Raw genomic sequence first — 17,007 nt, 5'->3', positions numbered from 1 at the left:
ACTGTCAAGTGAAAGAAAACCCTTGAAGCCGGGCCATGATCAACCAAACTCTAATAGTATGAGGACACGGTTGGGATGGGGATCCGGCCTAAAGCCCGCGCCCCTTCCGACCCAAGACAGAGGAGCACCCGCGTGCCTTCATTCTCGAGCACATTAGAACAAGCCATTCACGCGGCCCTTGCGGCTGCGAACGAACGGCGACACGAATTCGCCACGCTAGAGCATCTGCTGCTGGCGCTGCTGGAAGAACCGGACGCGATCCGAGTTATGAAAGCCTGCAGCGTCGATCTGGATGAGCTGCGCAGCACTCTGGTCGAATTCATCGACGAAGACCTGTCTAATCTGGTTACGGATATCGACGGGTCCGAGGCTGTGCCAACGGCCGCTTTCCAACGCGTGATCCAGCGCGCCGCCATCCACGTTCAAAGCTCGGGCCGGACCGAGGTCACGGGCGCAAACGTGCTGGTTGCGATCTTTGCTGAACGCGAAAGCAACGCGGCCTATTTCCTGCAAGAACAGGACATGACACGGTATGACGCGGTGAATTTCATCGCACATGGCGTCGCCAAAGACCCAGCTTACGGCGAAAGCCGATCGGTCTCGGGCGCGGATCAGGTCGAGGACGAAACGCAACCCTCTGCTGGCGAAGGTGAGCAGAAGGAAAGCGCACTTGGCAAATACTGCGTTGATCTGAACACCAAATCCCGTGCAGGGGATGTAGATCCGCTGATTGGCCGCGCGGATGAGGTTGAACGTTGCATTCAAGTGCTTTGCCGTCGCCGCAAGAATAACCCGCTGTTGGTGGGTGATCCGGGCGTGGGGAAAACCGCTATCGCCGAAGGTTTGGCCCATAAAATCGTCGTGGGCGAAGCGCCCGATGTGCTGTCCGAAACCACGATTTACTCGCTGGATATGGGCGCTTTGCTGGCGGGCACGCGTTATCGCGGTGATTTCGAGGAGCGACTGAAAGCAGTCGTAACCGAATTGGAAGAGCATCCCGATGCCGTGCTGTTTATTGACGAGATTCACACGGTCATCGGCGCAGGAGCCACTTCGGGCGGCGCAATGGATGCGTCGAACCTTCTGAAACCTGCCCTACAGGGCGGTAAACTGCGCACGATGGGTTCGACCACCTACAAAGAGTTCCGGCAGCATTTCGAAAAGGACCGCGCGCTTAGCCGCCGGTTCCAGAAGATCGACGTGAATGAGCCTTCGGTCGAGGACAGCGTGAAAATCCTGCGCGGCCTTAAACCGTATTTTGAAGAGCATCACGCGATCAAATACACTGCGGACGCGATCAAAACGGCGGTGGAACTGTCGGCGCGCTACATCAATGACCGCAAACTGCCTGACAAGGCTATCGACGTGATTGACGAGGCCGGTGCAGCTCAGCATTTGGTCGCGGAAAGCAAGCGTCGCAAAACCATCGGCGTGAAAGAGATTGAGGCCGTGGTCGCCAAGATCGCGCGCATCCCGCCCAAGAACGTCACCAAGGACGATGCCGAGGTTCTGAAAGACCTTGAGACCTCGCTGAAACGGGTGGTGTTCGGTCAGGACGACGCCATTGTCGCGCTGTCCAGCGCGATCAAACTGGCGCGCGCGGGCCTTCGTGAACCTGAAAAGCCCATCGGTAATTACCTGTTCGCAGGTCCGACCGGTGTGGGCAAAACCGAAGTGGCGAAACAGCTGGCAGATACGCTGGGTGTAGAACTGCTGCGTTTCGACATGTCTGAATACATGGAGAAACACGCCGTTTCTCGTCTGATCGGTGCGCCTCCGGGTTATGTCGGGTTCGATCAGGGCGGTCTTCTGACTGACGGCGTTGACCAGCATCCGCATTGCGTGCTGCTGCTGGATGAGATCGAGAAAGCGCATCCGGACGTCTTTAACATCCTGCTGCAGGTTATGGATCATGGTGAGCTGACGGACCACAACGGCCGCACGGTGAATTTCCGCAACGTTGTGCTGATCATGACCTCGAACGCTGGCGCTCAGGAGCAAGCCAAGGCCGCGATCGGCTTTGGACGCGACCGTCGCGAAGGCGAAGATACCGCTGCGATTGAACGGACCTTCACACCGGAATTCCGCAACCGTCTGGACGCGGTGATTTCGTTCGCGCCGCTGCCTAAAGAGGTCATCCTTCAAGTTGTCGAGAAATTCGTGCTGCAGCTTGAGGCACAGTTGATGGACCGCAATGTGACCTTTGACCTGACACCCAAGGCCGCCGAATGGTTGGCGGACAAAGGGTATGACGACAAGATGGGTGCGCGCCCGCTGGGCCGCGTCATTCAGGAACACATCAAGAAGCCTTTGGCCGAGGAGCTGCTATTTGGCAAGCTGGCCAAGGGCGGCGTGGTCCGCGTTTCGGTCAAGAAAGGCGATCTGAACCTGGAAATTCTGGGCCCCGATCAGCCCCGCATACCGGGCGACAAACCACCCTTGCTCACAGCTGACTGATCGATGAGAAAAGAAAAACCCGCCCAATGCGGCGGGTTTTTCATTGCACCGTTATCTCGGTTGATCCCATAGCGGTGTTAAATACGGCTTCGACCTCTTCCTGCGAGCCAAGCGATACGCTGACAAAAACGAACGGGCATAACGTACGCCTTCACCCCCTTGAGAAAGGGCAGACAAAAGTGCGATGCCAATATCTCGGGCTTTTCTAATCGATCCGGCCTGGCTTGGATCGAAATATTCGAAGTCAATAAAGCGTATTCTGTGCCCGTCCCAGCACATGTCCCGAAATGCGGGGCGCCCATGCGCCAAATCCGCTGCATGCAAACGCGCGAGTGCTTGCCCGGCCGCACTGCAGGCTGCCAATTTCTCCACTTTGGTTACAAGCGGGTCGCCGCATAAGGCACTCAAACTATGCCCTGCGTCTTCGATTACAAAATAGCTGTCGCTTTCCAGAAGAACCGCCGGAACTGGAACTCCGCAACTGCGCAGGAAGCGATGCGATCGACGATCCCTATCAAAAGCTTGCCCGGGCAACCCTTTCACAACCCAAAGGTGTGGACCTGAACGCTCGATCCGTTTGAGCCAAACCGCGGCCCCACAGCGCATTTCGCACCTTGTTACACGACGGTAAGGAGCCCTTAGTGCGCTATCAACAATATAGCGAAGTTCCGAAACGCCTGCTTTCACGATCCCTACCCGTTCAACCTAGGGTACATATATAGGGATGCGCGTGGCCTTTTCCATGCGACTACGCCGCTATTTTAGCGTAGGTTCAGACCGTCTCAAATCAGAGATACACAATCAGCGTTCGGTCAGTTTCAGCTCGATCCGGCGGTTCTGGGCGCGGGCTTCTGGCGTGTCCGCCGGGTTTACAGGCTGAAACTCACCAAACCCGTTGGCCGCCAGGCGGTTCGGTGGGATACCCAGCGCTTCGACCATGTACAGCACGACCGACAACGCGCGGCCCTGGCTAAGTTCCCAGTTATCGCGATAACGACCTGATCCTGCCAGCGGGACGTTGTCGGTATGACCATCGACCCGGATAACCCAGTTCAGCCCTTCTGGGATCTCGGCCGCCACGGTCCGCAGGATGTTGGCAACCTTTGCGACCTCTAGCTGGCCTGCGGGGGACAGGACGGCCGAGCCGGTATCAAACAAAACCTCGGAGGAAAACACAAAGCGGTCTCCTTCGATCCGAACACCCTCCTGATCCCCCAAAACATCCCGGAGCCGGCCGAAGAATTCCGAGCGATAGCGCTGCAAATCCTCAGCCTGAGCAGCCAGTTCTTCGTTCTGACCCGAAAGCTTTTCGGCTTCGGCTTCCAACCGGACGCGCTCAGCCTCTTCCAGAAGTCGGCGGCGCCGCTCTTCCGAGGCCGCACGGGCAAGTGCAGCGTTCAGATCCTGCCCCAACGTCTGAATGCGGATGTCGGCGGCAGCGTTTCGCTCTTCGTAGTCGTCCAGCAAGGCTTGCAAACCGCCCAGCTGGTTACGGAGGGCGGCCATCTGCTGATTCAGCAGCGCGGTTTGGCGCTGCGCTTTTGCGGAAACCGCCTGTTCTGCCGAGATCGCTTCGCGCGCGACGGCCAGCAGCGCAGCTCTTTCCTCTGCTAGCGTGCGCTGCTCCTGCGCTTCGGTCTGGGCCTGCGTGCGCGCAGCCAAGGCAGCTTCAAGCTGGGCTTGCAACTCCTCAGTATTCAACTCGCCGAACTGACGCTCCAACTCTGCCTTGGCGGCTTGCGCCGCCGCAAGAAGGGTAAGCGTATCCTCGGCCTCTTTCCTTTGCGCTTCTAGCGCAAGCGTCATGGCCGTCAGTTCCGCATCCGCATCCTGAAGCCGGTTTCGCAGGTTTTCTGCCGCTGCTGCCTCGGCCAATCGGGCGGTTTCTTCTGCGCTTAGCTGCTCTTCGAGCTCGGAAATCAATGCCTCTTGCGCCGTGCCGCTTTGTTCGAGATCAGCAACAAGTGCCTCAAGCGCCTCACGGCGCGCGGCTGCCAGACGCGCGGCCTCGGCCTGTGCGTCAATTTCCGAACGGCTTTGGGCAAGGGCAAGGTTCAACGCTTCTTGTTCGGTCAACAGGGTCTCACGTTCCGACTCCAGCGACGCGATGGCCCCGCGCGCGCGTTCCTGATCTGCAAGAAGCGCCGCGACCTGATCTTCAAAATTAGTTAGACGCAACTGAGCATCAACAAGTTCGCCTTCGACTTGGGACAAGGTCGAATTCAAAGCTCCCAACCGCGCCTCAAGCCGACTGTTCTCACGCTCTTCCAAACCCAGCGCGTTGGCCAACGCGGCAACCTCGCCAGACAAGGCAGACAGCTCATCTTCCTGACCCGAGATCGTTTCGCGCAGAACGAATTGCACGACCATGAAAATGGTCAGGACAAAGGTCAGCACCATCAACAGCCCAGTGATCGCGTCCACGAAGCCTGGCCAGACAGAGCCCTGAAACCGTTGACCTGTGCGGCGAGACAGGGCCATGGGTTATTCTCCATCCGGAGTGGTGCGAACGGCGCCCCGTGGCAAGGTCAAAGCCTTGACCAACAGTTCAATATCTTTGCGCAGTTCGCTCATGCTTTCCTGGCGACCTGCCGAGATTTCTTCGAGAATACGAAGCAACTGAACATCCATGGACCGCAGGCGCATGCGGCTTTCGGCATCGATCCCATCGCCAGTGCCTTGCTCGCGCATGTGGTCCAACAAGGCATCCTGTCCCAGAGCAACGCGTTCCAGCGCGGCTGTGACCCCTTCGGCCTCGGACTGGCGCATGTTCATTTCACCTATCGAACTGACCAGCTGATTCAGGTTGGCGGACACCGATGCGCGGTCGGCCTCTTGCGCTTCGAAAAGATCCTGCAACGCATTCATCTGTTCCGACATTGCATCCAGTACAGGAGTAAGAACCGCCAGTTCAGCCCCACCTTCATCACCAGAAGCGAACCCGACTCGTGTGATTGACGACAGCCACTCTTCCAACTCGCGGTAGAACCGGCTTTGCCCGTGACCTGCAAACAGTTCAAGCAGGCCGACGATCAACGATCCGGCCAAACCCAAAAGCGATGACCCAAAGGCCACACCCATACCCTGCAACTGCGCCTCGAGCCCGACCATAAGGCGGTTGAAAACAGCCAGCCCTTCTTCCCCTTCTTGGGGGTTTAGGCTGCGGATCGTGTCAACGATGGCCGGAACAGTTGTCGCCAGACCAAAGAAAGTGCCCAGCAGGCCCAGATAAATCAGAACATTGGTGATGTAACGCGTGATCTCGCGTTCTTCCTCAACCCGTTCTGCTACCGAATCCAGAATGGACCGGGTCGAGCTAGAGCTGATCTGAGACCGCGCCCCACGTTCCCGCAGCAGCGACGCCAGAGGGGCCAAGAGCTGCGGGGTCCGAGCGTCTTCGCGTACAACGCCACCGACGAAGGCTTCGATCCAACGAACCGAGCCGATCAGCTGTGTCACCTGATAAAAACAGGCCAATACGCCGATGCCAAATACCAGCAGGATGAACCCGTTCAGGTAAGGGTTGGCGTAGAAAACAGGCAGAACATAGGGCAGAGCCATAAAAACTCCGCCACCCGCCAGCGCAATCGCAACCAACATCGTTACGATCTGACGAATGGGTTGCGAGAAATGCGGTCTCGCGCTTTGATGTGCCTGCGCCATGCGCGTGGTTCCCGGTCTTTAGCTGCTCTGAGGATAAATCTAGCGAAAATCCGCCGGTTACGCCAAGGGTTTATGCGGTAATGTCACGCACGCGTTGCGCCAACCACTCAAGATCGGCATCGTGCAGGCCAATCTCGGCCAGATGTTCGGCAGTGTTGTAGAGGTATTCAGTGTTTGGCCCCCGACCACCAACGGCGTGTGCGATGATCTGGGCCTGCTCTTCCAAAGGCATTCCCCCGCAATACTGCACATGGTCTTTTTCGATCACGTAAGTGACCGCATTGACCGTGTCACCGGTTTCCAAATGCACATCCAGCATCTTTTCGACATAGGCGGAAGATATCAACTCGCGCTCTCGCAGCTCTTGTAAGGTGCGATCTTCGTGGCCCGGCTGGACCGCAAGAGCCAACCCTTTGCACTGTGCGTCGTCTTGTTCATCCAGCGCCAGAACAAGGCCCGGCTCATCCTCTGTACCGCGATGGTGAATCGAACTCATGCAAAATGAGCGTGCGTAGCCGATCAAAGTCGCGCGTTCACTACGGGCCACAGGAAAGCCGGGATTCCACAACAGCGACCCATATCCGAAAACCCACATCGTCATAACTCTGGTCCTTGCCCGTTTGCGCCTATAAACATCAAATTTGAGGTGGGAAAAAGGGCCAACTGCCATGCGCGGGCTGATACGAGTCATCATTGTCATAACTGTGATCTGGAGCGCTTACTGGTTCGTCGCGGGCATCGGCTTGCGAAACGCGATCACGACCTGGTTCGACACGCAGCGAGAACAGGGCTGGCAAGCCGAGTTCGCTGAGGTCACAACAGCCGGATACCCGTTGAACCACGTAACACGCCTGAGCAGTCCCGCGCTTGCCGACCCGGTCAACGGCACCGCCTGGAGCGCCGATTGGATTCAGTTCCAAAGCCCCGCAATCTGGCCCGGCAGACAGGTTTTGCGTTTTGCCGACACGCCGCAACGGCTGTCCTATTTTGATCAGACATCGACTATTCAAGCCGCTGATATGCAAGCTGAGCTACAGCTTCAGCCCGGTGTTGCGCTGGTCCTGGAAAAGATGGCGCTGACAGCCGGAGCATGGTCAGTCGCCGACAATTCCGAGGCTCTGGCCGGAGGCGAAACCCTGGCGCTTGTAATGGAGCAGACTGAGACGCCCGAAACATACATGATCAGCGCTCGCATTGATGCCTTCATGCCCGGGGATGAGTTGCGCGCGCTAATGCGATCAGCCACCACACTGCCGCAGACCTTCGAAACGCTCGAGTTGGACATGCGTGCAACATTCGACAAACCCTGGGACCGGTCCGCGCTGGAACTGAGCAGGCCGCAACCCGTGAACATTGAACTCCGTCTGGCCGAGATGAAATGGGGCGCGCTGCGCTTGTTCGCTGTCGGAGAGTTGGACGTTGACCCCCAAGGCATCCCCACCGGCGAAATCGCGGTCAAGGCAGAAAACTGGCGCGATATGATTGCCATGGCCAATGCAGCAGGCGCCCTGCCCGATCAGGCGGTTGATCCGGTAACCCGTGCCTTAAACTTCATGGCGGGCCTAGGCGGCAACCCCAACGCACTGGACTTGCAGCTTAATTTCCGCGACGGCTTTGTCGCGCTAGGCCCCTTGCCAATCGGGCCTGCACCGCGTTTGATCCTACGCTAACAACTTCTGCTTTAAATCTGTCCAAGGGGCGTCGAATATGGGTCTGAAAACCGCGTTGTCCAACAAACTGTCCCGCTGGGCGCTGAAAAGGTTCGAAACGCCATCTTGCGCGATCTCTGGAAAGACGATGTCGTTTTTTTCCGCCAGATGCAGGATCACTGCCTGATCTACTACCCACATGACGTCATAGGAGAACAGATCACCTAAGGCGGTGAATACGGCCGTGGGGTTCTAAGTGCGCTTTCAAACTACTTGAAACAGGAAGGCGCTGCGCTGAGCGCTGGTGCGGTTCTGGAAATTGGCGCAAATATCGGAACGCATACTGTCTATTTCTTCCGTGACCTTGAATGCACGCATGTCATTGCGTTGGAGCCTGATCCACAAAACTATGACCTGCTAACGCGGAACATAAAACTCAACAATCTGGGCGACCGCGTCACGCATCTCCAAGTGGGTGCATCCAGCACCTCCGGCCAATTGCCTTTCGTTTCAAACGAAATGAATAGGGGCGGATCAAGGATTGGCGATCACTCCGATGAAGCGATAGTAGTTGATATCACCACGGTTGACCGCTTGTTTGAACAGTACAGTGAGCCTTTCAAAGATCTTTCCTTGATATGGATTGATGTCGAAGGGCACGAGCTTGAAGTGCTGGAAGGGGCATTGAAGACGCTACAAACCTGTCGCCCGGCAGTGTTCCTCGAATATACCCCTTCAGAGTCGTCTGCTCACAATAAAAAACTGCGTGACCTTCTGTTCAGTCACTATGAACACGTCATCGATTTTGGCCGCCAACCTACACCACTAACGGCGCAATCGTTCGACGCAATACAGGGCCAGACGGACCTTCTGGCGTTCGACAAAAGAAAATAAGCTCGGTCAGCGGCAGTAAGGCCCACGCCGGTGCCGGGCCGTGTCCAGATGGAAATGGTCGCGGTGGTACCGATCCGAATTCGGACCAAGCACTGTTCCAAACGGCCCACACGCGTTGCGCCAGATCTTGGTCAACTGCTTTTTTGAAGGGTTCTTGCGCCATCCGTTCAAAACCGTCACCACCTCACCATCGGCCATCTTGAAACCTGAGATATCAATCGCGCGCCCCTTGCCGTGTTCCGAGATTTTTGCACCCGTGCGATTGTTCCGCGTCCGGCAAGCGTAGTGCGCGGCAACTTGCAGCTCGACCACGGGTCCGCGGCGCCGGAACGTCGGCTTGACGGATTTGTCCACCCATTCATTCAAAGCGATTGCCGTGCCGCAATCCATCGTAGAAGGTCTGCTAAGCGCAACCCCCGATACCGACGTGACTTGCACGGCATCCTTGATCCCACAGGCTTTGATCCTACCCGGAACCTTGCCAACGGCCTTGCCCTGAATCGCAATATCACCACAGACCGAGCCTTTGCGCAGCTTGCGCTTTTTGAACAACGCCTGTTGTTCGACCGCCTTGGGCCGCTTGTAAGGCATCAACGATGTATCCGGTCCAAGCGACGGCAAATCCAGTGGTCGCGCAGCGGTAGCGACAACCTGAGCGGATTCCGGACGCATGGCAGGGCGCAATCTGGTCGGCTGCGCATAGGCTAAAACAATACTTTCTGCAGGGCGCGAAAGGGGGACCAGGGACTGATCCAAAGGCGCCGCAGAAGCCTTCGTGGCGCTGAGCGCAAGCAATCCGATCCACAATACCTTAAGCGTCATGAGGTTGTCTTTCCTCGCCCAAAGTCCGGCGCATCAGTATCCTGGCCAGCGTCGATAATCCCACGACGGATCGCCCGAGTGCGGGTGAAATAGTCGAAAAGCTGCTCTCCATCGCCGGTTCGGATGGCGCGTTGCAGGGCGAATAACTCCTCGGTAAAACGTCCAAGGATTTCCAGCGTCGCGTCTTTATTGGTTAGAAAAACGTCGCGCCACATGGTCGGATCCGAGGCCGCGATGCGCGTGAAATCCCGAAAACCTGCGGCCGAGTACTTAATGACCTCGCTATCCGTCACCCGACGCAGATCATCGGCCACACCAACCATAGTATAAGCGATCAGGTGCGGCGCATGAGACGTCACCGCCAACACCAAATCGTGGTGATCGGCATCCATCTCATCGACATTGGCGCCCATGCCCTCCCACAAGGCGCGCAACCGCGCCACAGCGTCAGGGTCAGACCCCTTGACCGGCACCAGCAGGTTCCAACGATTGTCGAACAGTTCAGCAAAACCGGATTCGGGCCCGGAATGCTCGGTCCCGGCCAACGGGTGGGCAGGAATGAAATGCACGCCATCAGGAATATGGGGCGATACCGCCTCGATCACATGTCGTTTCACCGAGCCTACATCCGACACGGTCGCCCCCGGCTTCAGAACAGGCACGATGTCTGCAGCAACTGCCCCCATCGCACCAACCGGCACACAAAGAACGACAAGATCGGCGCCCTTGGCCGCCTCTTGCGCTGAATCGCAAACCCGATCGCACAGGCCGATCTTCCGCGCGATTTCGCGCGTCTTGGCAGACCGCGCATACCCCGTCACTTCGCCAGCAAGCCCGGCGCGTTTGATCGCCCAGAACATGGATGAAGCAATCAGGCCCAACCCGATCAAGGCAACACGATCGTAAACCTGGCTCATGCTGCGCCCTCTTTGAATGCGGTGATAGCTTCAACGACCCGGCGACACGCGTCTTCATCGCCGACTGTGATGCGCAGCGCATTTGGCAAGTTGTATCCCGCCACACGCCGCACGATCAAACCTTGGGTTTTCAGATAGTCATCGCAAGCCTCAGCCTCGGCCTGATCGGTGAACCGGGCGAGGATGAAATTGGTGCAGGACGCATCCGAAGGCACGCCGATCTTGGCCAGTTCGTCGGACAACCACACCCGCAGGCGCGCGTTTTCGGCCTGACAGTGAGACAGGAACTCTTCGTCCTTAACCGCAGCTTCGGCCGCCGCCAAAGCGGTCAGTGATAAGTTAAACGGCTGCCGCACTCGGTTGAGCACATCAATGATCGACTGCGCGGCATAGCCCCAGCCGACGCGCATCCCACCCAGACCGTACACTTTCGAGAACGTCCGAGTCATGATCACATTGTCGAACCGATCCACGATGGACGCCCCGCCATCAAAATCATCGACAAACTCGGCATAGGCCCCGTCGATCACCGTCAGGCAACTGTCGGGCAGAGCCTCGGCCAACCGCACAAGGTCACTTTCAGGGATCATGGTCGAGGTCGGGTTGCCCGGATTGGTTACGAACACGATCCGTGTCTGACCGGTCACGGCGGCAAGGATGTTGTCCACGTCCACATGGCGATCCTTTTCGGGAACCATCACAGGTGTCGCGCCAGCCATCCGCGCGATGATCGGATACATGGAAAACCCGTGCTCGGTATAGATGACCTCATCCCCCGGCCCGGCATAGGCTTGGGCGACGAATTGCAGCACCTCGTCGCTGCCCACACCGCAGATGATCCGTGCCGGGTCCAGCCCGTAGCGCGCACCGATTGCCTCGCGCAGAGGCGCGTGATCCGTACTGGGATAGCGATGCAGGGTGGCGGCACTGTCGCGCACGGCTTCGATCGCCTTGGGACTTGGACCAAAGGGGTTTTCGTTGGAACTAAGCTTGATCACATGCGCAACCCCCGCCACATGCGACTGACCGCCCTGATAAAGCGCGATGTCCATAATGCCGGGTTGCGGGGTAATCTTGGTCATAAGAGGCTCCGTTGATTGGAGCCTCTCATACCTGTCTCAACGCGTTGAGAAAAGCGGCAATTCCGTCACGCCGCTTTGAAGCGGGCAGTCGCCGGGTCGGCGCTGTAGAACGGGGCAAACTCTGACGTGCGCCGCGACAGATCATTGACGCTGTCGATGATGAAGCGAACCGTATCCTCGCTCATCAAATACGAGAAATTCAGACGTACCCAGCCAGGCTTTTTCATTTCTTCCCCAGCAGACAACGCCGCGTGCAGCTCATCCGAAGTCGACTGGTCGATTCCCAAAAGACGGTGCGCATACGGCCCAGCACACGCGCAGCCACCACGCGCTTGTATTCCATAGATTTCACTCAACATACGCGTGAAGAGTTGCTGGTGTACCGGATTCCCCGCGTTATCTCGCACCAGGAATGAATAGATAGGCAACCGGTGCGCGTTTTCGGAACCCAGAAGCGTCAGGTTAGGATTATTCCCCCAACCTGCGATCGCCATACGGTTATAGCGCGCCTCGCGCTCGGCGATCTCATCTTCTCCAACCGCGTCCTTGACGATAAAGGCCAAAGCCGCGCGGATATCACCAATGACGTTCGGCGTTCCGGCCTCCTCTCGCGTTGCAAGATCGGTGCTGTAGTCATGCCGCCATGGCGAGACAAAGCTGACAGTCCCACCGCCCGGCCAACTTGGACTGCGGCGCGTCACCATATTCTGGTTAACAACCAACACACCCGAGGCCCCCGGCCCGCCCGGAAACTTGTGCGGAGAGACCACAATTGCATCCTTGCACGTATCGCCCTGCCCCATGCTTATCGGCAGATAGGGTCCGCCTCCGGCGTAGTCCCATACGGCAAGCGCGCCATGCGCTTTGAGAATCCGTGTCACCGGATCAGGGTCGGTGATAATGCCTGTTACATTGGAGGCGGCCGAAAACGACCCAATGATCAGATCCGACGCGGCATGGTCGTACAGAATACGCTCTAGCACTTCCAGATCGACACCACCGCCCGGCGCTTCGGGAATTTCAATCACCCGCGCCTTGCTTTCGCGCCATGGCAGGATGTTCGAGTGATGCTCGTACGGTCCCAACAACACAACCGGCCGGTCTGCCTCGTTCACTCCCATCAGGCTGACCAGCCGGTTGAGGCCCGCGGTGGCGCCGGATCCGGTAAAGATCACCGCATCCTCTTCCTTGGCACCAACGACACTGGCAATCTCGGCCCGCGCCTCGCGGCGCAGGCGGGTCATGTAAGACCCACAATAGGAGGCTTCGGTGTGACTGTTGGCATAAAACGGCAACACATGCTCGGCCACAAAATCCTCGACTTGCCGCAATGCGCGGCCCGACGCGACATAGTCCGCATACACAAGCGGCACGTCCCCGTTCAGACCCGGGATCATAACGTTCTCTCCAATCAATCCGCCTGGCAGGGTCGAGATGCAGTTGGCGGATTGGATGGTCGAGCGGAAACGGGACAGGGTCATAGATCAGGCTCCTTGTTGTGCCATCAATATGATTGGTATTCGATCAAAAAACTTCACATATTTTTGGATTTATTCATCATATATTGTGTCATATGATTAATAATGATGAAAAATTTAGATCAGATTGATGAAGGCATTCTACGCGAACTACAGAAAGATGCCACGCTGTCCCAGCGAGAGCTGGCCGATCGCGTCGGACTGTCCCAAAACGCGTGTTGGCGGCGCTTGAAAGCGTTGAACGAAAGCGGTGTCATCATTGGCTCGACAGCACGGATCGCCCGAGAAAAACTGGGCCTAAGCCTTGTGGTGTTTGTTATGTTGCGCACCCGGCATCATTCAGCAGACTGGCTACAAGCATTTCGTAGTCACGTACTTACAATTCCAGAAGTTGTAGATTTTCATCGTATTGGAGGGGACTACGACTATCAGCTGAAAGTCGTAACCCAGGATATGGCGTCCTACGACAAGGTCTATCAGCGACTGATCGAAAAGGTCGAGCTGGATAGTGTTACGTCCTATTTCGCTATGGAAGCGATTGCCGAAGGACGCCCGTTACCGATCTAGGGCAGCGGACTATTCGCTTTAAAAAGGCGAATTTCACGGCAGACTCGACGCATTAAATGCAGTCAAATTAAGTAAAAAACCAATTTTCTTGAGAATGTCACAAACTCGTGTATGATACCGGTGTTTCAGGACCAAAAGATAGAAGCGAGAATTCGCACTGGGAATTGGGGGCGATTTCCTAAAGGCTAGAACCTCTTGGGCGTATGCCGCGCGTGGGTGGACATTAAGGCTGTTTGCCTTTTTGTCCTTTAGCTTCTGCGTGTGGTTTTGTTTGGTTAAATGTGGAGGGGGCCATGCCCAAGAAGAGTAACCCTAATTCTATCGCGACGATCACGTCGTCCACCAAGACCCGGACAATCGACTTTGAAAGTGATGACAACGGCCCGTTGATGGCTGGTGATACCGGAGATCAATTTGTTTTTGCCGATTTCACAGTGACGGGTGTTTCAAACTCTCCGTCAGGGATTTCAAACGAAGCCATGATTTTTGACAGCGCCAATCCAACTGGTGAAGACACTGATTTGGCGACAGTCTCTCAGGGGAATCTTTTGATCGTTTCCGAAGACGGGGATTCTTCGGATCCTGACGACGAAGCAGGCGGCGGAACGCTGACGTTTGATTTCAACACACCAGTGAACCTTACCAGTATCGCATTGGTCGATGCGTTCGAAGGTGGTGCGGAATTCGAAGCCTTTGATAGCGAGGGGAACTCGCTTGGGGTCATTGTCATCGTGGCCGAAGGCGACGGCTCTGACGGTAAAGTGGGCACTGTTGATCTTAGCGAGTTCGAAGATGTATCGCAGCTTGTGGTCACTTTTGACGAAAGCGGTGCCGTCGACGACCTGATGTATGAGATCGAACAGTGTATTACTGTCGACAAGGACATCTCTAACATTGTCCTTTACCTCGATTGCGAGGGCGACGTCATCAAGTTCAAGATCGACGATTTTGGCGATGGTGTTAACGAAATCACTGTCGCAGAGCTGGAGCAATATCTCGACAAGACCGACTTTGGTGATTGCGACATACTCGGCCTTACAATCAAGGCGGGCAACAACGGGGGCGAGTTCGGGCCAGGTGAAGGTGAATACATCGACGTAATTACCGATGACACTTTTGACACCGGCACTTCTGCCAAAGCAGACGTCGAAGTATCCGCTGCCGATTTCTTCATGCACATCGTTTGATAGCGGACACGTTCTGAACAAGAACAGTGTAGGAAACAAAAAAGGCCGCGGAGATCGCGGCCTTTTCTATTAACTGTATCGGCGAAGATTAGTTCTTCGCGTAGAATTCGACGACCAGGTTCGGTTCCATCATGACCGGGTAAGGCACATCGCTCAGACCCGGGGCGCGCACGAAGGTCGCGGTCATTTTCGAATGGTCGGCGTCGATGTAGTCGGGCACATCACGCTCGGCCAGTGCAACAGCCTCCAGAACAACAGCCAGTTGTTTGGACTTGTCGCGCACTTCGATCACGTCGCCTTCTTTGACGCGGTAGCTGGGGATGTTGACCCGCTTGCCGTTCACTTTGACATGGCCGTGGTTCACGAACTGACGTGCGGCAAACACGGTCGGCACGAATTTGGCGCGGTATACAACGGCGTCCAGACGGCGCTCGAGCAGGCCGATCAGGTTTTCACCGGTGTCGCCCTTAACACGCTCAGCTTCGGCGTAGATGCGACGGAACTGCTTCTCGGTCAGGTCGCCGTAGTAGCCCTTCAGTTTCTGCTTGGCGCGCAGCTGCAGACCGAAGTCCGACAATTTGCCCTTCCGGCGCTGACCGTGCTGGCCGGGGCCGTATTCACGACGGTTAACCGGGGATTTCGGACGACCCCAGATGTTTTCGCCCATCCGGCGGTCGATTTTGTGCTTGGCAGACGTGCGTTTCGTCACGGCTGATCTCCTTCTTTGTGGTCGAAGGCGTTCCCCCGCGAAGGGAGCAGACGCCTACTATGAAGGGCGTTGTCCTCTTGAGGTTTCCCCCATGACAGGCATCCCCTTGCGGGGGCCACCAACACCAATGAAGCCGCGCTTATATCCCCAGCTCAGGCAGAGTCAACACGTGGAGCATGAGAAGATGTGATTTTTCGGACGCAAAAACTGCGATGTCGCTCAGTCCATTGCCTGAGCAGCATTCACCGCTGGCAAACGCGGGACTGGGTGAATGTCAGAAGCCATGCTGGGTCGCGTCGGAAATGCAATAACGGTATCCGCTGTACCCGTGGCATGATCATTGGCAACTCTGATCTCGATCACCTCGTCGACCCAGAATTCTTGTTCACGCGTAGGCAATCCATTTTCGAACACAAGAACCGGATCGCCCAGGGTGCCGACGCTGTGCAATAAAGCTGAATACTGTTGCGCACCATTTGTCAGAACAATTACGCCTAACGCGTCACCATCCAGCTCTTGTTCAGAGATAAAGTGATCCGGCAGCCGAGAACGCAAGCCCTTCGCCGTGTCTGTGGAATCTTCAACGCAGAGAATATGTCCCCGCCACGACCACACTGCCCCTACAGCCATGAACGACAATGGCGCCCCTTCAAGACCATCCAATTCTGTTTGCGCCCACGAAATGGCCACACGACCGCTTTGTCCGGTTCTCATCTTTACCGCCTGCACTTAGAAACAAATCACTGCTCACGTGGACGTTCTTATCAGCCATAATTCGGGCAGAAAAGAGACGTTAATGTAACGTTCATAAAGTTGTTGCTATTGAGAATCATAATTTCGGATCTGCAGAGAAACTATCCCGCCGGCAAACCGTAAATTGTTGTCAAATCCAGCATAAGTGTGCCGCCCGAGAACGCTTCAGTATCTGGCTATAATGAAGCAGGGATTTGGCTTCGTTTCTCCAACTAACCCTCGCGGAGAAGCTGCTCGCCTAAGTGTAGCTGGATGCAAACCGTATTGTTTTGCCAACGAAGGCACAGAATGGAAGCGCCGGGTGTCGCCCCCAGCTGTCGCCAACAACATTCAGTTTAGTATTCATTTCGCCTTTTGTCTGATCATCAGCCGCCTGCATACACCCTTTTCGATGCTCAAGCTGGTCGCTGTGCCTTTAGGTAGGTAGAATTGAAAATAACAGTCCACTTTGCACAGTGATATTCGAAAAAGCTTACCATCATTCGGGCAAAGACACCCTTACCTCGGCCGCTTTCAGCCGTTGAAAAGTGCTTCCTGAGCTTGCACGGCCCCAATGTAGCTGTGTTACCATTCAACTCTGCGGCCCGTTTTTTGCGGAAGCTCTGCACCCCCACAAGCCGTTTGGAATTTGCAGTCATATTTCGCCTAGGTCCGCGAGGACGTGCAATGCCTGAAATTTGTGTTTTGGTTTCTGATTACTGTAGTTGTCTTCTATGCGATGCCTGTGCACACGAAATCCAAAACCTCAACAAGCTTGCAAGTGTTGTGCGGCACCGCAGTAGAACTGGGGCTGAAACCCGAAGACCGACTGAAAGAAACAAGAATCTCT

Annotated in this window: 14 protein-coding genes; 5 read left to right on the top strand and 9 right to left on the bottom strand. The window is 56.2% G+C overall.

All coding sequences use genetic code 11. The annotated features are described in order from the left end of the window. Window positions 1-132: 132 nt before the first annotated feature. Complete coding sequence (gene clpA, locus AC2FF7_RS07680; protein WP_170352317.1) at window positions 133-2,457, top strand: ATP-dependent Clp protease ATP-binding subunit ClpA; 2,325 nt, start codon at window positions 133-135, stop codon at window positions 2,455-2,457. A gap of 801 nt (window positions 2,458-3,258) precedes the next feature. On the opposite strand, the gene AC2FF7_RS07675 is transcribed toward clpA, so the two are convergent. From AC2FF7_RS07675 to AC2FF7_RS07665, 3 genes are all read right to left on the bottom strand, one after another. Continuing rightward, entirely contained in the window at window positions 3,259-4,938 is a 1,680-nt protein-coding gene (locus tag AC2FF7_RS07675) for a peptidoglycan -binding protein (RefSeq protein WP_480867884.1), read from the bottom strand. 3 nt (window positions 4,939-4,941) lie between these two features. Further along, entirely contained in the window at window positions 4,942-6,120 is a 1,179-nt protein-coding gene (locus AC2FF7_RS07670; RefSeq protein ID WP_170352315.1) for a biopolymer transporter ExbB, read from the bottom strand. Between the two features lie 70 nt (window positions 6,121-6,190). Beyond that, a complete protein-coding gene (locus AC2FF7_RS07665) occupies window positions 6,191-6,721 on the bottom strand; it encodes a gamma-glutamylcyclotransferase (RefSeq protein ID WP_480867886.1) in 531 nt (176 codons plus the stop codon). A gap of 67 nt (window positions 6,722-6,788) precedes the next feature. On the opposite strand from AC2FF7_RS07665, the gene AC2FF7_RS07660 reads away from it, so the two are divergent. Both AC2FF7_RS07660 and AC2FF7_RS07655 read left to right on the top strand, forming a co-directional pair. Then, entirely contained in the window at window positions 6,789-7,790 is a 1,002-nt protein-coding gene (locus AC2FF7_RS07660; protein WP_480867888.1) for a DUF2125 domain-containing protein, read from the top strand. Window positions 7,791-8,042: 252 nt separating this feature from the next. Beyond that, on the top strand, window positions 8,043-8,663 hold the full coding sequence (locus tag AC2FF7_RS07655) for an FkbM family methyltransferase (RefSeq protein ID WP_480867890.1): 621 nt from the start codon (window positions 8,043-8,045) through the stop codon (window positions 8,661-8,663). 6 nt (window positions 8,664-8,669) lie between these two features. Here the strand turns inward: AC2FF7_RS07655 and AC2FF7_RS07650 are convergent, their stop codons facing one another. From AC2FF7_RS07650 to AC2FF7_RS07635, 4 genes are all read right to left on the bottom strand, one after another. Beyond that, window positions 8,670-9,485, bottom strand: a complete 816-nt coding sequence (locus AC2FF7_RS07650) for an extensin-like domain-containing protein (RefSeq protein ID WP_480867892.1) — start codon at window positions 9,483-9,485, stop codon at window positions 8,670-8,672. Next, a complete protein-coding gene (locus AC2FF7_RS07645) occupies window positions 9,482-10,402 on the bottom strand; it encodes a prephenate/arogenate dehydrogenase family protein (RefSeq protein ID WP_480867893.1) in 921 nt (306 codons plus the stop codon). Before AC2FF7_RS07645 ends, AC2FF7_RS07650 begins: the two co-directional genes overlap by 4 nt. Further along, window positions 10,399-11,484 carry a histidinol-phosphate transaminase gene (hisC, locus tag AC2FF7_RS07640; protein ID WP_480867895.1) on the bottom strand — a complete coding sequence of 362 codons (1,086 nt, stop codon included), beginning with the start codon at window positions 11,482-11,484 and terminating at the stop codon, window positions 10,399-10,401. The genes AC2FF7_RS07645 and hisC overlap by 4 nt, the downstream gene beginning before the upstream one ends. Window positions 11,485-11,549: 65 nt before the next feature. Further along, window positions 11,550-12,965 (bottom strand): aminotransferase class V-fold PLP-dependent enzyme, encoded by a 1,416-nt coding sequence (locus AC2FF7_RS07635; RefSeq protein WP_496905461.1) that lies wholly within the window; start codon window positions 12,963-12,965, stop codon window positions 11,550-11,552. 102 nt (window positions 12,966-13,067) lie between these two features. Here AC2FF7_RS07635 and AC2FF7_RS07630 point away from each other — a divergent pair, with 102 nt between their 5' ends. Both AC2FF7_RS07630 and AC2FF7_RS07625 read left to right on the top strand, forming a co-directional pair. Further along, on the top strand, window positions 13,068-13,529 hold the full coding sequence (locus AC2FF7_RS07630; protein WP_480867899.1) for an Lrp/AsnC family transcriptional regulator: 462 nt from the start codon (window positions 13,068-13,070) through the stop codon (window positions 13,527-13,529). Window positions 13,530-13,822: 293 nt separating this feature from the next. Next, a complete protein-coding gene (locus AC2FF7_RS07625; protein WP_496905460.1) occupies window positions 13,823-14,716 on the top strand; it encodes a hypothetical protein in 894 nt (297 codons plus the stop codon). Between the two features lie 88 nt (window positions 14,717-14,804). On the opposite strand, the gene rpsD is transcribed toward AC2FF7_RS07625, so the two are convergent. Continuing rightward, window positions 14,805-15,425: a 30S ribosomal protein S4 gene (rpsD, locus tag AC2FF7_RS07620; protein ID WP_170352305.1), complete on the bottom strand. Its 621-nt coding sequence runs from the start codon at window positions 15,423-15,425 to the stop codon at window positions 14,805-14,807. 219 nt (window positions 15,426-15,644) lie between these two features. Next, a complete protein-coding gene (locus AC2FF7_RS07615; protein ID WP_480867903.1) occupies window positions 15,645-16,139 on the bottom strand; it encodes a hypothetical protein in 495 nt (164 codons plus the stop codon). Window positions 16,140-17,007: the final 868 nt, after the last annotated feature.

This window comes from Ruegeria sp. YTSC325, from assembly GCF_059609525.1.
The sequence above is the reverse complement of the archived record's forward strand: the minus strand, read 5'-3'. Positions and strand labels throughout refer to the sequence as shown.

Bases quoted from the DNA above. Each gene is read 5' to 3' on its own strand.
- AC2FF7_RS07615 (WP_480867903.1), bottom strand. From the start codon at position 16,139: ATGAGAACCGGACAAAGCGGTCGTGTGGCCATTTCGTGGGCGCAAACA.
- AC2FF7_RS07670 (WP_170352315.1), bottom strand. From the start codon at position 6,120: ATGGCGCAGGCACATCAAAGCGCGAGACCGCATTTCTCGCAACCCATT.
- AC2FF7_RS07650 (WP_480867892.1), bottom strand. From the start codon at position 9,485: ATGACGCTTAAGGTATTGTGGATCGGATTGCTTGCGCTCAGCGCCACG.
- AC2FF7_RS07665 (WP_480867886.1), bottom strand. From the start codon at position 6,721: ATGACGATGTGGGTTTTCGGATATGGGTCGCTGTTGTGGAATCCCGGC.
- AC2FF7_RS07675 (WP_480867884.1), bottom strand. From the start codon at position 4,938: ATGGCCCTGTCTCGCCGCACAGGTCAACGGTTTCAGGGCTCTGTCTGG.
- AC2FF7_RS07645 (WP_480867893.1), bottom strand. From the start codon at position 10,402: ATGAGCCAGGTTTACGATCGTGTTGCCTTGATCGGGTTGGGCCTGATT.
- AC2FF7_RS07660 (WP_480867888.1), top strand. From the start codon at position 6,789: ATGCGCGGGCTGATACGAGTCATCATTGTCATAACTGTGATCTGGAGC.
- AC2FF7_RS07635 (WP_496905461.1), bottom strand. From the start codon at position 12,965: ATGACCCTGTCCCGTTTCCGCTCGACCATCCAATCCGCCAACTGCATC.
- hisC (WP_480867895.1), bottom strand. From the start codon at position 11,484: ATGACCAAGATTACCCCGCAACCCGGCATTATGGACATCGCGCTTTAT.
- AC2FF7_RS07625 (WP_496905460.1), top strand. From the start codon at position 13,823: ATGCCCAAGAAGAGTAACCCTAATTCTATCGCGACGATCACGTCGTCC.
- AC2FF7_RS07630 (WP_480867899.1), top strand. From the start codon at position 13,068: ATGATGAAAAATTTAGATCAGATTGATGAAGGCATTCTACGCGAACTA.